Source organism: Microcoleus sp. PH2017_05_CCC_O_A (assembly GCF_020738785.1).
Taxonomy (GTDB): Bacteria; Cyanobacteriota; Cyanobacteriia; order Cyanobacteriales; family Microcoleaceae; genus Microcoleus.
This window is the reverse complement of record NZ_JAEQCB010000006.1, coordinates 67,000-85,521: the sequence shown is the minus strand read 5'-3', so window position 1 is coordinate 85,521 and position 18,522 is coordinate 67,000. Positions and strand designations below refer to the sequence as shown.

Annotated in this window: 24 protein-coding genes; 17 read left to right on the top strand and 7 right to left on the bottom strand. The window is 45.5% G+C overall.

All coding sequences use genetic code 11. The features are described 5' to 3' along the window. Nucleotides 1-155 precede the first annotated feature (155 nt). The gene (gene sipA / locus JGK20_RS02120) at nucleotides 156-377 is read right to left on the bottom strand and encodes a regulatory protein SipA (RefSeq protein ID WP_293176014.1); all 222 of its coding nucleotides are present in this window, start codon (nucleotides 375-377) and stop codon (nucleotides 156-158) included. A gap of 148 nt (nucleotides 378-525) precedes the next feature. Here sipA and rbfA point away from each other — a divergent pair, with 148 nt between their 5' ends. From rbfA to JGK20_RS02105, 3 genes are all read left to right on the top strand, one after another. After that, nucleotides 526-981: a 30S ribosome-binding factor RbfA gene (rbfA, locus tag JGK20_RS02115; RefSeq protein ID WP_293217163.1), complete on the top strand. Its 456-nt coding sequence runs from the start codon at nucleotides 526-528 to the stop codon at nucleotides 979-981. 112 nt (nucleotides 982-1,093) lie between these two features. Beyond that, on the top strand, nucleotides 1,094-2,740 hold the full coding sequence (locus tag JGK20_RS02110) for a glycoside hydrolase family 3 N-terminal domain-containing protein (protein WP_293229138.1): 1,647 nt from the start codon (nucleotides 1,094-1,096) through the stop codon (nucleotides 2,738-2,740). Nucleotides 2,741-3,096: 356 nt separating this feature from the next. Continuing rightward, the gene (locus JGK20_RS02105; protein ID WP_293150704.1) at nucleotides 3,097-3,327 is read left to right on the top strand and encodes a DUF4327 family protein; all 231 of its coding nucleotides are present in this window, start codon (nucleotides 3,097-3,099) and stop codon (nucleotides 3,325-3,327) included. Between the two features lie 86 nt (nucleotides 3,328-3,413). Here JGK20_RS02105 and JGK20_RS02100 read toward each other — a convergent pair whose 3' ends face one another. The 3 genes from JGK20_RS02100 to JGK20_RS02090 all read right to left on the bottom strand — a co-directional run bounded on the left by JGK20_RS02100 (nucleotide 3,414) and on the right by JGK20_RS02090 (nucleotide 6,117). Continuing rightward, nucleotides 3,414-3,824 (bottom strand): hypothetical protein, encoded by a 411-nt coding sequence (locus JGK20_RS02100; protein WP_293176008.1) that lies wholly within the window; start codon nucleotides 3,822-3,824, stop codon nucleotides 3,414-3,416. Nucleotides 3,825-4,266: 442 nt separating this feature from the next. After that, nucleotides 4,267-5,400, bottom strand: a complete 1,134-nt coding sequence (locus JGK20_RS02095) for an ABC transporter ATP-binding protein (protein WP_293176006.1) — start codon at nucleotides 5,398-5,400, stop codon at nucleotides 4,267-4,269. A gap of 141 nt (nucleotides 5,401-5,541) precedes the next feature. Next, complete coding sequence (locus JGK20_RS02090; RefSeq protein WP_293176004.1) at nucleotides 5,542-6,117, bottom strand: HD domain-containing protein; 576 nt, start codon at nucleotides 6,115-6,117, stop codon at nucleotides 5,542-5,544. 77 nt (nucleotides 6,118-6,194) lie between these two features. Here JGK20_RS02090 and JGK20_RS02085 point away from each other — a divergent pair, with 77 nt between their 5' ends. The 4 genes from JGK20_RS02085 to JGK20_RS02070 all read left to right on the top strand — a co-directional run bounded on the left by JGK20_RS02085 (nucleotide 6,195) and on the right by JGK20_RS02070 (nucleotide 10,460). Beyond that, a complete protein-coding gene (locus JGK20_RS02085) occupies nucleotides 6,195-6,818 on the top strand; it encodes a Uma2 family endonuclease (RefSeq protein WP_293229135.1) in 624 nt (207 codons plus the stop codon). A 204-nt stretch (nucleotides 6,819-7,022) separates the two neighbouring features. After that, nucleotides 7,023-8,543 carry a thymidylate synthase gene (locus JGK20_RS02080; RefSeq protein ID WP_293229132.1) on the top strand — a complete coding sequence of 507 codons (1,521 nt, stop codon included), beginning with the start codon at nucleotides 7,023-7,025 and terminating at the stop codon, nucleotides 8,541-8,543. Between the two features lie 38 nt (nucleotides 8,544-8,581). After that, the gene (locus tag JGK20_RS02075) at nucleotides 8,582-9,451 is read left to right on the top strand and encodes a hypothetical protein (protein ID WP_293175998.1); all 870 of its coding nucleotides are present in this window, start codon (nucleotides 8,582-8,584) and stop codon (nucleotides 9,449-9,451) included. 457 nt (nucleotides 9,452-9,908) lie between these two features. Further along, nucleotides 9,909-10,460 (top strand): dCMP deaminase family protein, encoded by a 552-nt coding sequence (locus tag JGK20_RS02070; protein WP_293176028.1) that lies wholly within the window; start codon nucleotides 9,909-9,911, stop codon nucleotides 10,458-10,460. A 122-nt stretch (nucleotides 10,461-10,582) separates the two neighbouring features. On the opposite strand, the gene JGK20_RS02065 is transcribed toward JGK20_RS02070, so the two are convergent. From JGK20_RS02065 to JGK20_RS02055, 3 genes are all read right to left on the bottom strand, one after another. Beyond that, nucleotides 10,583-11,086 carry a hypothetical protein gene (locus JGK20_RS02065; protein WP_293175996.1) on the bottom strand — a complete coding sequence of 168 codons (504 nt, stop codon included), beginning with the start codon at nucleotides 11,084-11,086 and terminating at the stop codon, nucleotides 10,583-10,585. 76 nt (nucleotides 11,087-11,162) lie between these two features. Then, entirely contained in the window at nucleotides 11,163-11,768 is a 606-nt protein-coding gene (locus tag JGK20_RS02060; protein ID WP_293133918.1) for a VWA domain-containing protein, read from the bottom strand. Nucleotides 11,769-11,890: 122 nt separating this feature from the next. After that, nucleotides 11,891-12,367: an NAD(P)H-quinone oxidoreductase subunit N gene (locus JGK20_RS02055; RefSeq protein WP_293133916.1), complete on the bottom strand. Its 477-nt coding sequence runs from the start codon at nucleotides 12,365-12,367 to the stop codon at nucleotides 11,891-11,893. Between the two features lie 432 nt (nucleotides 12,368-12,799). Between JGK20_RS02055 and rplC the strand changes: the two genes are divergently transcribed. From rplC to rpsQ, 10 genes are all read left to right on the top strand, one after another. Continuing rightward, nucleotides 12,800-13,435: a 50S ribosomal protein L3 gene (gene rplC / locus JGK20_RS02050; RefSeq protein WP_293133914.1), complete on the top strand. Its 636-nt coding sequence runs from the start codon at nucleotides 12,800-12,802 to the stop codon at nucleotides 13,433-13,435. Between the two features lie 137 nt (nucleotides 13,436-13,572). Further along, complete coding sequence (rplD, locus tag JGK20_RS02045) at nucleotides 13,573-14,205, top strand: 50S ribosomal protein L4 (protein ID WP_293175994.1); 633 nt, start codon at nucleotides 13,573-13,575, stop codon at nucleotides 14,203-14,205. Further along, nucleotides 14,198-14,506, top strand: a complete 309-nt coding sequence (locus JGK20_RS02040; RefSeq protein ID WP_293133910.1) for a 50S ribosomal protein L23 — start codon at nucleotides 14,198-14,200, stop codon at nucleotides 14,504-14,506. The genes rplD and JGK20_RS02040 overlap by 8 nt, the downstream gene beginning before the upstream one ends. A gap of 155 nt (nucleotides 14,507-14,661) precedes the next feature. Beyond that, a complete protein-coding gene (rplB, locus tag JGK20_RS02035) occupies nucleotides 14,662-15,525 on the top strand; it encodes a 50S ribosomal protein L2 (RefSeq protein ID WP_293175992.1) in 864 nt (287 codons plus the stop codon). Between the two features lie 131 nt (nucleotides 15,526-15,656). After that, nucleotides 15,657-15,938: a 30S ribosomal protein S19 gene (gene rpsS, locus JGK20_RS02030; protein WP_041623488.1), complete on the top strand. Its 282-nt coding sequence runs from the start codon at nucleotides 15,657-15,659 to the stop codon at nucleotides 15,936-15,938. A 97-nt stretch (nucleotides 15,939-16,035) separates the two neighbouring features. Next, nucleotides 16,036-16,395: a 50S ribosomal protein L22 gene (rplV, locus tag JGK20_RS02025; protein ID WP_193973606.1), complete on the top strand. Its 360-nt coding sequence runs from the start codon at nucleotides 16,036-16,038 to the stop codon at nucleotides 16,393-16,395. A 115-nt stretch (nucleotides 16,396-16,510) separates the two neighbouring features. Further along, entirely contained in the window at nucleotides 16,511-17,239 is a 729-nt protein-coding gene (gene rpsC, locus JGK20_RS02020; protein ID WP_293133893.1) for a 30S ribosomal protein S3, read from the top strand. A 105-nt stretch (nucleotides 17,240-17,344) separates the two neighbouring features. Then, entirely contained in the window at nucleotides 17,345-17,764 is a 420-nt protein-coding gene (rplP, locus tag JGK20_RS02015; protein ID WP_293175990.1) for a 50S ribosomal protein L16, read from the top strand. A gap of 136 nt (nucleotides 17,765-17,900) precedes the next feature. Beyond that, entirely contained in the window at nucleotides 17,901-18,143 is a 243-nt protein-coding gene (gene rpmC / locus JGK20_RS02010; protein WP_293133890.1) for a 50S ribosomal protein L29, read from the top strand. Nucleotides 18,144-18,214: 71 nt separating this feature from the next. Further along, nucleotides 18,215-18,463 (top strand): 30S ribosomal protein S17, encoded by a 249-nt coding sequence (rpsQ, locus tag JGK20_RS02005; RefSeq protein ID WP_293175988.1) that lies wholly within the window; start codon nucleotides 18,215-18,217, stop codon nucleotides 18,461-18,463. Nucleotides 18,464-18,522 lie beyond the last annotated feature (59 nt).

Here is an 18,522-nt window from a genome sequence, read left to right as displayed (position 1 = left end):
CACTGTAAGAAAAAATGCTTCTTGCAAAACTGAGATGCTCCCGTTGAGAGAAGGAAGAGGGAGAATTTCCCAATTACCAATTCCCAATTACCAATGACAACTATTCAACAAGCCAACCGCCAACTGCTTTCCTGTCAACTGCCAACTGCCAACAGTCAACTGATAGCAGCTTCAATGTACTGACTGTCTAAGAGAAAAGCACCTTTTTCAAATCGAATGCCCCAATAATTGCCGGGACGCCGATCGATCACAACACCCTGGGCCCCGATCGCAATTACATTCGCAGGCCGCAGCATCGGCATCGGTTCGGCAGTTTTCACGAAAGGTGGCATCGCCACAACTCGGACTTTTTGACCGATGGTAAATTCTTTATCCATAGTTTTTATGTTTTTATTGGCGATCGGGACACGGCTAGGTTAGCCAAAATTCATTGTGGCGTACTTTTGGCAGAACTCCCGCCTACGGCTTTGTGTCAAACTAAGAATTGATAGAAAATGGCTGATATAAAAGTAGGGGATAATTGGTATGGCTACAAGTCGTCGCATAGAGCGCGTAGCTTCAATGATTAAGCGGGAAGTCAGCCTGATGTTGATCAACGGCATTAAGGACGATCGAGTCGGTGCAGGTATGGTTAGCGTTACCGATGTCATTGTTTCGGGAGACCTTCAGCATACAAAAATCTTTGTCAGCATTTACGGTACTGATGAGGCCAAGGCCGAGACTATGGAAGGTTTGAAATCGGCAACTAGCTATGTCCGCAACCAGTTAGGCCAGCGGGTACAACTGCGTCGGACGCCGGAAGTGATATTTCTCGAAGACCGTTCCCTGGAACGGGGTGATAAAATGGTGATACTGCTGAATCAGCTTTCTGCCGATCGCAAACCAGGTATGTTTGACAACGAAGAATTGACGGATGATGGCGAAAAATTGGCAAATGATGATGATGATGATGATGATGATTTAGAAGAAGACGAGGATTAATCTCAAGTCCGGTGGCATTGGAATTATGTAATGCGAGTGTCCAAATCTATGATTCCAATGCCCAATTCCCAATTCCCAATTCCCAATTCCCAAATCTAAAATCTAAAATCGAATGATTGACAATCTTTCCTTACCCGAACTTGTAGCCCAGATGTTCGTGGTGCGCGCTTCAGGCTACTTGTTTGACCACCAAATTCGCTATCGAGCCTGGGAACCAACGGCCGACAAACTCCGCTATTATCTGGAAAATTTGGGCGTGGGTGGGGTGATTTTGGTGGGGGGAAGTGCTGCGGAATTGGCTGTTCGATCGCACCAATTGCAGTCTTGGGCAAAATTTCCGCTGCTGCTGGCTGCTGATATTGAGGAAGGTGTCGGCCAGCGGTTCGCCGGAGCGACTTGGTTTGGGCCGCCGATGGCTATTGCTGAAATTGCGCGGCACGATGCAGGTAAAGCCGATCGCTATGCGGAACAAATGGGGGCTGTGACTGCGATCGAAGCTAGGGCGATCGGTCTCAATTGGATTCTCGCACCGGTGGTCGATGTTAACAACAATCCCGACAATCCTGTGATTAACGTCCGCGCTTTTGGCGAGACATCGGAAATTGTCGGAAAATTGGCAAGTGCTTTTATTCGCGGTGCAGGTGAACACCCGATTTTAACTACGGCTAAGCATTTTCCCGGCCACGGAGATACGGCGGTTGATTCTCACTTGGAATTGCCGGTTTTGTCGCATTCGCCCGATCGATTGGCTGAGATCGAGTTGCCTCCTTTTGTAGGGGCGATCGCCGCCGGGGTCGATGCTGTGATGAGTGCTCACTTGCTGATTCCGGCTTGGGATGACCAGTTTCCGGCTACTCTTTCTCGCAAAATTTTGATCGGGAAGCTGCGGGAAGAGTTGGGATTTGATGGTTTGATTGTGACTGATGCTTTGGTGATGGGTGCGATCGCCAATAAGTACGGCGCTAATGAAGCTGCTGTTTTGGCCGCTGAGGCTGGTGCTGATGTTTTGCTGATGCCGCTTGACCCAGAAGGGGCGATTCTGGCTGTCTGCGAAGCTGTCACTCTAGGGCGACTCGACATAGCACAAATCAAGGAATCTGTCAATCGAATCTGGAAGGCGAAAATTAAAGTGGGTTTGTCGATCGACCAAACAGCGACAAATCCCAAATTCGACCCCCCTCAACCGCCTCTGAGCAAGGGTGGGAGTTCCAGCGACTTAATTTTGCTGGCAACAGCAGAGGCAAGGACGACGGCTGCCGATATTTTGCGAGATTCTTTAAAATTTGGTGGCGCTTTGCCTTTAGTGGCTAAAAAACCCTCGGAAAAGCAAATTTTGCGGAATTTGATTGTGGTAGATGATGTTTTGGGTTGCGAGTTTTTGGGAAAACACACTCCGGCGATCGCTATTCCCGAACAGTTTGGTTACGAATTGCAACTAATTGACGATCGGACAGGCGATTTGAGTCATAATTCAAGCGCAGAGCATTTTTCTCCGACACTGCTGCAAATTTTCATTCGCGGCAATTGCTTCCGAGGTAGTGCCGGATTGACCCAAGCGGCTCAAGATTGGTTTAAGAATTTATTAAAGACGGGAGAACTGCAAGCTGTGGTAGTTTACGGAAGTCCCTACGTTTTAGAACAATTTTTGCCGCACTTGCCTCCGACTATTCCTTATATATTTTGTTTCGGACAAATGCCCGCAGCGCAATCTCTCACTCTAGAGTTGCTGTTCGGCATTAACAAAACGGGGAATGCTTGATCTGCCAGACTGCTGAGTCTTTCCTTGGCTTCATCAGCACTTAAATCGATCCACCCGGTTTCTGTCAAAAATTTTGCTTTTGCGGCGCAGCATCCAGAAACCGGGAATCTGTCGCAACTTTCTAAGTCCTGAATGAAGCTTTGCCGTATATTCGCGTGTTAGCCTGGAATATCTGCCACGTCTCAAAATCCCCAAGCAGATCCCATTGCTCGCTCATCATCTCTATAAGTTTTTCAAATTAATCTGCAAACAGTATCTCAGTATACAGAAAAAAATTTAACTTCCATAATCCTAAGTTTGGATTATATTATTAACAGGGCCATAATTTTTTAGTAGTAAAACCTTGAGGGCGCATTATGATTCAGTCAACTATCAGAATCCAATACTCTTTAGATGTTATCCAAGACGAAGCACGTCACCTCGTCCATGAAGGCGTACTCAGCAGGCAACAGCCTATTTACACACTGTGTCAGTTCATTCCGCCCCGAGAATGGGCTTGCGTAGAAGGAGAATTGGAAAAATGCGATTTCTTGTTGCGCGATCGCATCGCCGACTTAATCGGTACTGAAAACTGGGACAACGACTAAATTGTGGTTCTGTTTAATAAGTTTGCAAGTGGGTTTGCAAGTGGGTTTCCAACTCAATTCGGGCTGTGTTAAAGATGCTTGATCCTTTAATCAGGGTAATTTTCAGCGCGCAAATTTTCCAACTCTATTCTGAGCGCTGCCATCTGTGCAGTTAATTCTTGAATCTCTAGTTTTACATCAGGCTGTACAACCAACTCGGGAGGAGTGTCAGTTGCTGTATCCGATTGCTGATGCGATCCGGATTCCTCGCTGCGTGCATTCTCCCGATCGCCTGGTTGAGAGAAAATAGTATCGACAAAATTACGGGCTTCTCGATCGGTCATTTCTCCTTTTTCAACCAACTCCGAAGCTAGTGGACTTAAATCCGACTGACGAAGTTTGTCCAGATTTTCTTCTCGCTTCTGGGGATCTTGCAGTGTCTCAAGTAAAAAGGAAGTTGCACCTAAAGTTAGGTGAAATCCAGTTTGCAGCATTTGAGGCAGGTTATCGGGATTCATCTAAGAAATGCCGCTAGAAAGTTTTTCGGAGTTTTTGGTTCGCCAGTTAATCCCTATGCGGCGGGATTGCCGCTTTTCGAGCGCAGATGCGAAGTTTTTGGTCGCGATGCCCGTTCACAAAAGTACGCCTTTAGAGGGATGATTTTTTTTCGCAATACAATCATTCTATCATTACTGCGTAAATTCCGAAACGTCAAGTGTAAAGTTTTGTGAAGAAGACTGAGACCTAGCCTGTGGATGGAACAGTCGAGCGATTTGAGATTTGAGATTTGAGATTTGAGATGGAACAGGAGTTACCGACTGCGATCGCAGAAAGCCGGGGCTAGAAACCCAGTTTCTGAGAAAAATTTGCAACGAGAAACGAGAAATATTCGTAGAAACCGGGTTTCTGAGGTTGCAAGTGCATAAATCAAATCTATTTGACCTTTGAGATTTAATGCGGTTAGGGATACAGCGCCTCGCCGGTGGATGGGTCAAAAATAAATAGTCGATCGAAGTCAAGCTGTACCGTCAGCCGATCGCCCGGACGCAAGCGAACACCCGCCGGTACTTGTAACTGTACAGTAGTTTCAGCACCCAACGCAGGTAAACTCGCCCGGATTAAAATTTCTCGCCCCAGAGGTTCAACTACTTTTACCTCTACATCGAGAGGGACTTTTTCTAAAGCCCAAATATCCCTATTGAAATCATCCTCTTCTGCTGTTTGTGGCGTAAAGATTTCTATATTTTCTGGACGAATTCCCAAATCAAATGCTTGTCCTTCTTTCGCCTGCAATCTTTTATGAATCGAGGGCGGACAGGCTAAAGATTGACTTCCTACCTGAAAAGATTCGTTTGCATAAATTGCAGGTAAAATGTTCATAGCAGGATTGCCTAAAAATGTGGCAACCATCCGATTAGCTGGTTTAGCGTAAATGCTTTGCGGGTCTCCGATTTGCTGAATTTTGCCTCCATTTAAAACTACAATTTTATCAGCTAAAGTCATCGCTTCTACTTGGTCGTGGGTGACATAAACTGTGGTAATTCCCAGCCTTTGATGGAGTTGTTTGAGTTCGGCCCTAGTGTCGTCTCGCAGTTGGGCGTCGAGGTTAGAAAGCGGTTCGTCTAAAAGAAATACTTTGGGTTCGCGGGCGATCGCCCTTCCGAGTGCTACCCGCTGCTGCTGTCCGCCTGATAGCTGTTTCGGCTTGCGGTTGAGGAGGTGATCGATCGACAGCGATCGGGCTACAATTTCGACTCTTTCTTTAATTTTTGCAGCATCAACATTCCGCATCCGCAATCCAAAAGCCAAATTTTCGGCGACAGTCATGTGCGGGTAAAGCGCGTAATTTTGAAATACCATTGCGACATCGCGCTGTCTCGCCGGAATGTTATTAACTAAATTATCTCCAATATAAAGATTGCCAGAAGTTGCAGTTTCCAAACCTGCAATTGTCCGCATAATTGTAGACTTTCCGCAGCCGGAAGGCCCGACTAATACCCAAAATTCTCCATCCGGGATTTTGAAACTGATGTTTTCAATCGCGGTGACATTTTGGTAGCGTCTAGTAATATTTTCTAAGCGAACGTTTGCCATTTGTTAGTAGTTATTGGTTACTGGTTATTAGTTATCTGCTAGACCTCTAGGGTGCGTCAGACGAAGTTATACAACGATTATCTAGGGTTCCAGATTTGACGCACCTACGATATGTGCCAGTTGGCATTAGTCCTATGGCTTTTACCTTTTATCTTCGGAAAGCTTGTTCAATTCTAAAACTGTGCGGGCTAATTCTTCAACGATTGGTGTAGATTCAGCTTGGCGTAATGCTTCTACTAAAGAATTGTAATACCAGAGAGTACCATCTTTTTTGCCTTTGAAGCGTTCCCAAACGCGATCGCCTAATTCACGGTAATCTTTCAGGATCGATCGCGCATTATAAAGTTTATCAGCCGCCGAGACCAATCTGACGGAGTGGGAAGCTTGAGAAATGCGATCGATATAAGCTTGTTTGCGATCGCGCCAAGGGGGTTTCGGTGTCGCATCGCTGTCGGTACAGCCGTCTACAATCGCTGTGACGGTATCCCCAAAGTGGTTGCGGATGGCTTCGCGGGTGGTGGGGCCGCCTCGATCTTCGATCGCATCATGAAGCAAAGCTGCGATCGCCTCATCTTCATTGGCGCCATATTCCAAAGCTATACTAGCAGTACCCAACAAATGAGCGATATACGGAACACCAGAACCTTTGCGGACTTGAGTTGCGTGCAATTCGGCGGCATAGGTGAGGGCTTCAGAAAATCGGTTTGATAGTATCATAGAAGTTACCTTATTTAATCCAGTCATCAAAGGCTAATCTCCTGTAAACTTAAAATATTCAAAGAGAGGTTGCGATCGTGACAGCTACTATAATCATACCAAAAAATGCCGACAAAAAATCACCGCCAGAATCACCGCCCGAATTAGAAAATACACCACAAATTCAACCCAAATCTGATCCACAAACAATCATATCTCTCGAAGATTTTTTAGTCAAACCGCCTGATAGAATGGAATGGGTTGACGGCAACTTAGTAGAGAAAACAGGAATGACATTCAAACACAGTTTGGCTCAATCTAAACTATCTACATCCTGGAGAAATTACCAAAATTCCAGCGGACAGGGAGGAGAAGTTCTGACCGAAATACTTTGTCGCACTAACAAGCAGGGCCGCCGACCAGATATCGCTTACATTACTCCCGAACTGCTGCCACAATCAGGCAATTTTACAGCATTTTCCCAAAGTTTTCCCTTGATAGCAGAAGTTGCTTCTCCCGAAGATAGCGGCGAAGAATTATTTGCAAAAGCTCACGAATATTTGGAGTCGGGCTGTCAAGAAGTCTGGCTGCTTTTTCCTGAAGCTAGATTAATATTTGTGAATGCCGGGGAACGCTGGCTGTTGTTTAATGCAGATGAAGTTGTTAACACTCAAACTGTACTTGCAGGTTTTAGCGTAGCTGTCAACGAACTACTCATTTAAAAAACTTAAATTGTTTTGCTAAATATTCAGATTTTATTGAAATTAATGATTGCTTAATCTCTCTCTTCTCCTCCACTGCACCCTCTGCCCCCTCTACCATGCGGTTCATTCATAAAAATCTTGGTAAAATTTTAGCAAAAATGTCCTCAAAGTTTGTTAAGCTGTTCTAGCAGTTTTTTTTGACTTGTAGTCACCATCACAGTAATGAGTCAGCAGGCAACCCTATTCCAGTACAAACCACTACACAAGCCAAACCAACTGATTTGCGGAACTGGTCAAACCGCTGTAGTGACTGGATGGACTGTAAAGCAAGCGATCGCCAAACACCTTCACGCCCATGAGTTTGCTGTGATTGGACAGTTGTACAGTTCAACTCGTGGAATTAGCTTTCTGATTCGGAATCTTTTATTCAATCCCCATGTCCGCTTTTTAGTAATCATGAACGCTACAAAAGAAGACCTCAATGCTGGTGGATGTAAGTGCCTGCTGGACTTCTTCCGTAATGGGTTTACAGAAGGAACCAGTGATACCGGACGCAAATGTTGGGTGATTAAATCTCCCATTACTGGGTATATTGATATTGAAATTCCAGCTAGTGCTTTGGAACAATTACGACAATCGATAGAGGAACCTGTAGAAGCAAAATCCATTTCTGAAGCTGTAGCCTCTGTCAAGTCTTACTCACAACAGAACATACTTGAACCCTGGGGTAATTACTTAGAATTTCCTATCTCTGAAATCGTTCCTACTATTCAACCTGGACCGCGTTACGGTCATCGGATAGAAGGAACAACTATTGCAGAAACTTGGGTTAAAATTATTCATCGCATCAAAACAACAGGTACAATTCGACCGACTGGCTACGATGGCAAATGGCAAGAATTAATTGATTTAATAGCTGTGGTGAAAAATGAGCCACCAGGCTTTTATTTCCCCGAACCAAATTATCTGCCCATTGACCGTCCTTTTGTTCAAGAATACACTTCACAAATATTAGATGATTCAGTGAAACGAGAAGGTGTTAAATACACTTATGGGCAGCGTCTTCGTTCTTGGTTTAATGGACGCGACCAGATTGAACAAGTTATTAATAAATTAATAGGTGAGATTGACGCTGCTAGTGCAGTTATGTCGCTGTGGGATGTAGCCGATCACGATTCAGGTGGCAGTCCATGCCTTAACCATATCTGGCTAAGAGTTGTGGATAACGAACTGTCAATGACTGCTACTTTCCGCAGTAACGATATGTTTAGCGCCTGGCCTGCTAACGCTATAGGATTGCGAAAATTGCAAGAACACATTCGAGACGCGATCGCCGATCGATCGGAGTACGATCTAAAGATGGGTCCACTGATTACGATTAGTCAGAGTGCTCATATCTACGATGATACTTTCGATTCAGTTGACCGGATTATCAACCAGCACTATCAAAAAATAGTTGATGCAGAACGTAGACGTTATTTCGATCCAAGTTATTCTGATTGCGATTCAGTGGGAAACTTCATCATCAAATTGGAGGATAAAAAAATAGTTGTTTCCCAAACAACTCCTGGTAGTGGTGAAATTACCAAGCATTATAGTGGCAGAGATCCTCTCAAGCTATTACGAGAAATTTGTGCTAATTCTCCGGCAATACAGCCTGAACATTCAGGTTACTTAGGGCTAGAAATCCAGAAGGCTTTTGGCTGCATTGCAACTGGCAAAAAATATATTCAGGATCAATAAATCTAAGCGTCGTAAAGTTAAAGCATAGGAAATAGTTTATGTCGGTTCTAAGCGAGTGGGATATTATCAATGAGCTAGGTAGAGGGATATTTATTTATCCTTTTAAAGGGAAAGAACATAGCATCAGAGGTTGCTGTTTACGCCTAACGGCAAGTGAATATGCTTATACATTTAACATAGATCAACAGACTCAACAGAAACAAACATTGCTTTTAAAAGATCGACAGGATAATAAACTTATTAAAATTCCAAGCCGAAAAACAGCCATAATATGGACTAATGAGTCAGTATTTGTTAACAATTATTTATGTGGAGTAATTCATTCACAAGTAAAATTAGTGTCACAGGGAATAGGACATCTTGGAACAAGAGTTAATCCTAATTATGGAGGTGTGATGGCTATAGCTCTTCATAATTTATCAGACAACGATATACAGATTAAAGTAGGTGATACTATTGCATATTTAAGAATTCATAGGTTGAGTTCAAAATCTTCTTTTTCTTCGGCATATAGAGACGATCCTGGTAAGCTTCATGATGCTATTCCTGAAGACTATCCAACACCGCCGGAACTTAGAAGCTGGTTAAACGATTCACAAAATCTGTGGAGAAAAGGAGATAAAAATGATATTTTAAAAGCGTTAGAGCAATCGTCTGAATATAAAAAAGCCAAGGATGAGCTTAAACAGAAATCTATTCGCTACCGTTTAGTTTTTAAGTATTTGCCACAGTGGGAACCGATGGTTTGGGCTACGATTGTCGCGGCATTAGCAGCAATTGGGGGAGCAATTGGGACATGGGTAGCAGTTTTGAAACCTTCTTCACCACCTTCTTTTGATCCAAAACCAATCATCACACCAAAGACACAAATAGCACCCACCCCTAAAGCAACCTCTGTTCCAAAATAATACTGTTGAGAAAGCGTAAAAATCAATGAACAAAGTATATATATCTGGTGCTTTAACAGGAATTGAGAAACCAGCAGAAGTCAAGAGTTTCTATGAAGCCATTGGTCTGCTTTGCCAAGAAATAGGTTTTCAAGCGTATGTTCCACATATGTATACCGATCCCATCAATAACCCTGACATTAGTCCTAGCCAAGTATTTGAGAGAGACAAACATCAAGTTAGTACATCAGATTTAGTCATTGCTTACCTTGGCTCCTTCTCTTTTGGTGTGGGAATGGAGCTAGCTTATGCTGAAATGAATAATATTCCTATTGTGATTATTTATGAAAAAGATAAAGTTATATCAAGATTTCCACTGGGTATCCCTACAGTAATTGCTGAAGTTCAGTTTCAGACTTATGAAGATGCTTTGAACCAACTTAAAAACGTTTTGGAACAGAAAAAAATACAGCAGCTTATGAATAAAACCTATCAAAGACCAAATTGGGATGAATACTTTTTGATGTTGGCAAAATTGGCCGCAACGCGATCGACTTGTCTGGCATTTCCCGTCGGCGCGGTAATCGCTAAAAACAGGCAAGTTTTAGCTACGGGTTACAACGGTTCCCCCTCAGGTTCGGTACACTGCACGGCTCAAGGCTTCTGCTATCCGGGTTTGAGCAGTTGCGATGCTAGCAAAACTTTGCCGTCGCGGGCGGTTCACGCTGAAGCAAATGCGATCGCCACTGCTGCCAAACACGGCATATCTACGGCTGGAGCTAGCATTTATGTGACTTTAGAACCCTGCATTTATTGTTTGAAATTAATTATTTCCGCCGGCATTCGCGAAGTATTTTACGAAACTGTTTTTAACAGCGGAGAAAAGGCGGCCTTGAGAGATTCTTTTATAGCCGATGGTATTGTTGAATTCAAACAAATTAAGCTATCTGAAAGTACAGCAAAAAGATCGGCTTCATTTCTGCTGAATCCTACATCTGTTCCAAAAGACGATCGACCATTCGGTTCGTAGTCAGGACTTTAGTCCGCATTCAAGAAGGACTAAAGTCCTCACTACAAACCTTCTCTCTTGGGTTGGTAGTGAGGACTTCAGTCCGCATTAAAGAAGGACTAAAGTCCTCACTACAAACCTTTTCAATCAAACTCATTCACAGCTTGCAAATAGTCGATCGCCGCATCTATCCTCGAACTATACTTAAAAGCAAACTGATCGAACCAATATCTCTCATCGGAATTTTTATCCAAATTCTTCAGCCAAACCTGAGCTTGCCTAACTTTCTGCCTGTGCGTTTGTACGTCTAACTCTGACTGCACAATCTTTTCTGCTGGCTTCGGTGCTAGTGCCGTCACTTCCTGAGGTTTATTTTCTGCTTCGTGCAGAGGCTGAAGCGGTTGTTGTGCAGCCACTTCCTGAGCTTTATTTTGTGCTTCGTATTCAGCCTTGATTTCAGCTAAATCCTTGTCAAAAGTACCAGAATACTTGATATCTGCTGTTTTAAAAGTTTGATTTGACGGCACTGCTGCTGGTTGGGAAAGCGGTTGTGCTTCCACTGGCGGCTGACTTGGCGCGTCGCGATTTTTTTGAGATGCTTGATATTCTGCCCTAAGTTCAGCTAACAGGCGATCGATCGATTCCATGACTTAAAACCCCCTTTAAAAAATCCTGCCCAGCAACCAGGCACAAATATAGTCCCGCAAACAACCCGCAGCCTCCTCAATCAGTTATTGCATTCAGCAATACTTCCGTCAGGGTCATTCCTTCGATATCATCCATCGTCACTGTATCAACGATATCGAATTTAGCTCCGGCGCTTTGCAGTTCGTCATCCAATATCTTGAGAAACTTAGTCGCTTCCGGGGCATTCCCTACTTGAATGAAGGAAATCGCCAGCTCTTCATCTCGATCGAGCTTCCGCGATGCCTCTATAATTGTTTTCATTACTTCCTTGCGATCGTCCGGTTCGCCGTCCGTCACCACTAATATGGTTTCGCCATTTGGCTTGGTCTTACCGGATGCTTTGCGCTGAAAATAATTGTTGAGAGAATCTAGCAGCACCGCAGCCAAATTTGTAGTCCCGGAAGGTTCGTTTTCTTGGAAGATTTGCACTACTTTAGCTGATGTTACATTTTCGTAGCGTTTGAAGCGACCAGAAAAAACGTAAACTGTGATGCCGTCTGGGTCAAGTTCTTCGCATTTATTCGCCAGTGCGACAGTCGATTCTTGCATCAGCGCCCAGCGACTTTTTCCTCCCATCTGGTCTTTGGTGTACATACTGCCGCTTTTGTCAATGATGATTGTATAATCGCGGTTCTGAAGCATAAGATTTTTCCTGTTAATTAAGAAGTTTTTCCAAAAAAGAGCAAAACCAGCGAGCATAAGCGGTTGAGCTTGATTTTGCTCGCTGCGTTTTTTAGTTGATTTGCGATCGCAAATACCCGAATTTAAGCTGCAACTAAAGCGTTTTTAAGCGGCTTCCAGCTAAAAGCTCGATCGCCCCCCATCTCTACTGCTATTTTAACTCGCGGCTCTAGCGTCGGCAAAACAGTCAAATACTCAACTTCCTGACTCGACAAAACCTGCCCTTCAATAATCCAAAGCACCAGTCCTTTAGATTTCGGCGGCAAATTATCTAATTGAGTTTGCAACATTGGAGGTACGTAGTAGGTGTAACCCACAGCCCCTTCATTGCCAGTAGTTTTCTTGCCCAAATGCGGCGGTCGCACCCCGTGAACTCCGGTCAAATACATCGCCAAATCGCCCAAACCCCGCGCCGTAATCGTGTACGCACCGTAGCCGGCAGCCCGCAGCCGTCGCAGGTAACGGCCCTCAAATCCTCCCTCTAAAGGAACGTACAGGGCTAGCGACCCCGACTTTTCCAAATCCCGAATCATATCCGCACCAGTTGTAATCAGTCCCATAAATTTGTCTAGCCTGCTGTTTAAAATTTGGTCGATCGCCCATTGCGAGCTTAAAGTATTATAAATGCTAAAGCTGAGGCGAAAAGTTATCAAAAAAGGCCTTGACAAATAACAAACACTTCATGTAATATTGTTAACTGGCGCTGTGAAAGGATACTGAGTAGCTTGCTATTCAAGTCCTAGCCCAAATAAGCAAGACCGACATTAAACTCGGAGATCGAATAGGTAAAAAACCTAGAATCTCAACCCTTGCAAGACTTCCACAAGCTCGCTCCCAAATTTAAAACTCAAATTTTAAACACCGAGGAAAGCTGTTGGTTGATAACAGTTAATTGCAGGAACACTGAAATAGATGTTTCTGCACAAGAGCAAGCGGATTGACGTAAACTTCGCAATCCGAAACCTCTTGCGTAAATAAAAGGAAAAAAATCCGTGTCTGTAGGCATTCTTGGCACTAAACTAGGCATGACTCAAGTGTTTGACGCTGAAGGGAGAGCAATCCCCGTCACCGTCATACAAGCAGGGCCTTGTACAGTAACTCAAATCAAAACTAAACAAACTGATGGCTACACTGCCATTCAGATTGGATACGAAGAAGTAAAACCAAAGGCTCTCAACAAGCCAGAATTGGGACACCTTGCCAAGTCGGGGGCGAATCCATTGCGCCACTTGCACGAATACCGCTTGGAAGATACCAGTTCCTTTGAATTAGGCCAACAAGTAAAAGCAGACGCTTTTACACCGGGACAAATCGTAGATGTCATCGGTACCAGCATCGGTAAAGGTTTTGCAGGCTTTCAAAAGCGCCACAACTTCAAACGCGGCCCCATGTCTCACGGTTCTAAGAATCACCGCGAACCTGGATCGATCGGACCTGGAACCACTCCCGGACGCGTCTATCCCGGTAAAAGAATGGCAGGACGCATGGGCAACGTTCAAGTTACCGTCCGCAAACTGACAATTGTCCGGGTGGATGCAGAGCAGAATTTGTTGCTGATCAAGGGAGCAGTTCCCGGAAAAGCTGGCGCCTTAGTCAATGTTGTTCCTGAGAAAAAAGTTGGGTGGTAGTTATTGGTTATTGGTTATTTGTTATTGGTTATTGGTTATTAGCAACAACTAACAACTAACAATCAACAAATAACAACCAACAACTGACAACTAACAACTAACAACCAACAACTGACAAAGGAAAAAGGACAAAAGATATGGTTAACTGTGTAGTGCGAAATTGGCAAGGCGAAGAAGTTGGAGAAACAACTTTAGAGCTTCGCGTAGCCAAAGAAGAAAATGCGTCTCACATCGTTCACAGAGCCTTGAGACGGCAAATGGTCAACGCCCGTCAAGGGAATGCTTGCACCAAAACTCGATCGGAAGTTAGAGGCGGCGGCCGCAAACCCTGGCGTCAAAAAGGCACAGGTCGAGCCAGAGCAGGTTCGATCCGTTCTCCGTTGTGGCGGGGCGGCGGTGTCATCTTCGGACCGAAACCCAGAGACTTTGAAGTCAAAATGAACAAAAAAGAACGCCGTCTCGCTTTGCGGACAGCATTCTTTAGCCGTACCGAAGACATCATTGTGGTTGAAGAATTTGCAGAGCAATTTCCGAGACCGAAAAGCAAAGAATTGCTAAGTGCGATCGCCCGTTGGGGTATCGAAGCCCATAAAAAAGTTCTGTTAATCTTGCCAGAACCGCAACTCAACGTTTACCTGTCAGGACGCAACATCGAATTAGTCAACGTCATCTTGGCAACTTCTCTGAATGTTTACGACGTTCTCGCGGCTGACAAAATAATCGTCACCTCTACAGCCATAGCAAAAATTCAGGAGATTTACGGTGAGTAAAATCGACCCCCGCGACTACGCAGATTTGATCCAGCGTCCGATTCTCACCGAGAAAGCTACCCGAATGATGGAATTAAATCAATTCACATTTGACGTAGCGCCAAAAGCGACCAAGCCTCAAATCAAAGCTGCAATCGAAGAACTATTTAAGGTCAAAGTCATTGGCGTCAACACCCAAAACCCGCCGCGAAAAAAGCGCCGAGTAGGTAAATTCGTCGGCTTTAAACCTTGCTACAAGCGAGCAACAGTAACTCTGCTAGACGGAGACTCGATCCGCAAACTCCTATTCCCAGAAGTTTAGCCAATTTTGGATTTTAGATTTTAGATTTTAGATTCCAGTTAACTGATGCAAACTTCCCATCCAGGAAACTCGCAAGTTAACTTAATCCCAAATCTAAAATCCAAAACTGTCAAGTCCAAAATCCCAAGTCTAAAATCTAAAATCTAAAAGCGATTATGGGCATTCGTTCTTACCGACCTTATACCTCCAGCACCCGGGAACATACCGTCTCGGACTTCGCTGAGATTACCAAGTCAGAGCCTGAAAAGTCTCTAACTAGCAACAAGCACACCAAACAAGGCCGCAACAACCGAGGCGTCATTACCTGTCGCCACCGGGGAGGCGGTCACAAACGGCTTTATAGAACGATCGACTTCCGCCGCGACAAACACAGCATTCCTGCTACCGTCAAGGCGATCGAATATGACCCCAACCGCAACGCCCGCATCGCCCTTTTGTTCTACAAAGACGGCGAAAAACGGTACATCCTGCACCCGCTCAACTTAAACGTCGGTACAGTAATTGTCTCAGGCCCAGACGCGCCGATCGAAATTGGCAACGCCCTACCCCTGAAGAACATTCCCCTCGGTACCAGCGTCCACAACGTCGAGCTAGTACCAGGAAAAGGCGGACAAATCGTCCGTTCCGCAGGCTCCAGCGCTCAGCTAATGGCAAAAGAAGGTAGCTACGTCACCCTCAAACTGCCATCCGGCGAACAACGGAAAGTCCGCGCCGACTGCTACGCTACGATCGGTCAAGTTGGCAACACAGACGCCAGAAACATCAGCCTCGGTAAAGCAGGCCGTACCCGCTGGAAAGGTCGCAGACCAACCGTTCGCGGTAGTGTAATGAACCCGGTGGATCACCCGCACGGTGGTGGCGAAGGCAGAGCGCCCATCGGGCGTCCGGGGCCTATGACTCCTTGGGGCAAACCAGCATTGGGTGCCAAAACTCGAAGCAAAAACAAGCGCAGCGACGCTTTAATCGTCCGGCGCCGTCGCAAATCTTCCAAGCGTGGGAAGGGCGGCAGACAAAGTTAAGGAAGAAGGAAGAAGGAAGAAGGAAGAAGGAAGAAGGAAGAAGGAACAACGAAAAAGTTGTCCGTACTCTTTTATTCCTGCAACTTTCTTCCCTATTCAATTCCAACTACTAATTACTAATTACCAAAACCATGTCTCGATCGTTAAAAAAAGGCCCATTTGTCGCAGATCATCTGATGACAAAGATTGAAAAACTCAACGCCGCAGGCCAAAAACAAGTAATTAAAACTTGGTCGCGATCTTCCACAATCCTGCCTCAAATGGTAGGTCACACGATCGCAGTTCACAACGGCAGACAGCACGTCCCAGTCTACCTGACAGACCAAATGGTAGGTCACAAACTCGGAGAATTCTCCCCCACTCGCACCTTTAGAGGTCACGCGAAAAGTGGTGATAAAAAGGCGAAAAGATAGCCAAATTAGGTGACAGGTAATAGGTAATCGAAATTTTTTCATTCAATTACCAATTACCTTTTTCCCAATTGCCAATTACCTACTTACCCAAATCGAAATGGTTATAGATACCACATCCGAAATTAAGGCGATCGCCCGTTACATCCGGACATCGCCCTTCAAAGTGCGCCGAGTCCTCGACCAAATTCGCGGCAAAAGCTACCAAGAAGCGCTGATTTTACTCGAATTCATGCCCTACCGCGCCTGCGAACCAATCGTCAAAGTTTTGCGATCGGCAGTAGCCAACGCCGAACACAACGCAGGATTGGACAAAACCAAGCTCGTAGTCTCTCAAGCTTACGCAGACCAAGGCCCAGTCCTCAAACGCTTTAGACCCCGCGCTCAAGGTCGCGCCTACCAAATCCGCAAGCCAACTTGCCACATTACGGTAATAGTTGCTCCGCTTTTAGAAGACTAAACCACGGAAAAACGTAATAGGTAATAAACAGCTTAAAGTTGACCAAAAATCGGTAATCATCAATTACCAATTACCAGTTACCAATTACGAATTACCAATTAACTCATCAAATATTATGGGCCAAAAAATACATCCAATTGGTTTTCGTCTCGGCATTACCCAAGAGCACCGCTCTCGCTGGTTTGCTGACCCGAAAAACTATCCAGAACTCTTGCAAGAAGACTTCAAAATTCGCAAGTACGTCCGCAAAACCCTCAGTAATGCTGGTATTTCCTCGGTCAGAATTGAGCGCAAAGCCGATCAAATCGACCTAGAAGTCTTCACCGCCAGACCAGGCGTAGTCGTAGGCCGTGGCGGAGCAGGTATCGAAACTTTGCGCGTCGGTTTGCAGCAGCAACTCGGCAACAACCGCCAAATTCGCATCAACGTCGTTGAAGTTCAGCGCGTAGACGCCGATGCCACACTGATCGCAGAATATATCGCCCAGCAACTAGAACGGCGCGTATCCTTCCGCCGAGTAGTCCGCCAAGCAATCACCCGCGCTCAAAAAGTCGGCATTCAAGGCATCAAAATTCAAGTTAGCGGACGCCTCAACGGCGCAGAAATCGCCCGTACAGAATGGACGCGCGAAGGCCGAGTCCCCTTGCACACCCTGCGGGCCGACATCGACTATTCCTACTGCACCGCTCAAACCATCTACGGTATTCTCGGGATTAAAGTTTGGGTTTTCAAAGGCGAAATTATTCCCGGACAGGAACAAGAAGCCGCACCAAATGCAGCCGTGCCCCGCACCAAACAAAAGCGCCGCCGTCAGAACTTTGAAGATCGATCGAACGAAGGCTAACAGTCAATTGACAATTGACAGTTGACAGTTGACAGTTGACAGATCCCGGGCGAGTAAGTTCGTGCTGTCCGCTATACCGATTACCAATTACTGAATTCCCCAGTCATGTTAAGCCCTAAAAGAACAAAATTCCGCAAACAACAGCGCGGGCGAATGAGCGGTATTTCCACCCGCGGCAGCTCAGTTAGCTTTGGCGACTTTGCCCTCCAAGCCGTCGAACCAGCCTGGATCACTTCCCGCCAAATAGAAGCCGGACGGCGTGCCATGACCCGCTATATCCGCCGGGGTGGCAAAATCTGGATTCGCATTTTCCCCGACAAACCAGTCACCCAGCGCGCAGCAGAAACCCGGATGGGTTCTGGTAAAGGCGCACCGGAATTTTGGGTGGCCGTCGTCAAACCCGGTCGGATCATGTTTGAAATTGGTGGCGTCACTGAAGAAATTGCCCGCGAAGCAATGCGTTTGGCATCTTTCAAATTACCGATTAAAACCAAGTTCATCACCCGCGAAGAAAGCCCGTCATAGTGGCGATCGAAGGTAGAATTAGGTCTGCATTCGTCAGAAATTTAAAATCTGGCACGTACAACTTTTTTTCCCTTCGGTCTTCAGCATCAGAAAGAATTCTGTCTTCACTAGACCGCTAACGATAAAGCACACAACTATGTCTTTGACCAAGATTAAAGAAGCTAGAGAATTAAGCGATGCAGCAGTAGCAGAGCAAATTTTAGCCGTCAAGCGCCAACTAATGGACTTGCGGCTTCAGCAAGCTACCGGCCGCATGGAAAAGCCTCACCTGTTCAAGCACGCCAAACATCGGCTGGCTCAATTAATGACAGTTGAACGCGAACGCCAAATCGCTGCTGAGGCAGCTCTCAAGTCTGCTCCCACCGCAGTCAGCGAGTAGTTAGCAGCAGCCGAGCCGAGGTTCGCACAGTAGTTCAAAAAAACTCAATTGCACAACAACAATAGGTAGGTATGGCAGTTAAAGAACGAGTTGGCGTAGTAGTCAGCGACAAAATGAACAAAACCGTCGTGGTAGCGATCGAAAACCGCTCCTCCCACACCAAATACGGCAAAATCGTAGTCCGCACCAAGCGCTACAAAGCTCACGACGAAGAAAATAAGTGCAAATCGGGCGATCGTGTCCGCATCACTGAAACTCGCCCTCTGAGCAAAACCAAACGCTGGACGGTTGCTGAGATTTTCGGTGCAACAAAGGGTTAACAGTTAATTTCTAATTGCTCGCGTAGTGCGATCGGCTTTCTCGATCGATCGACCCTGTG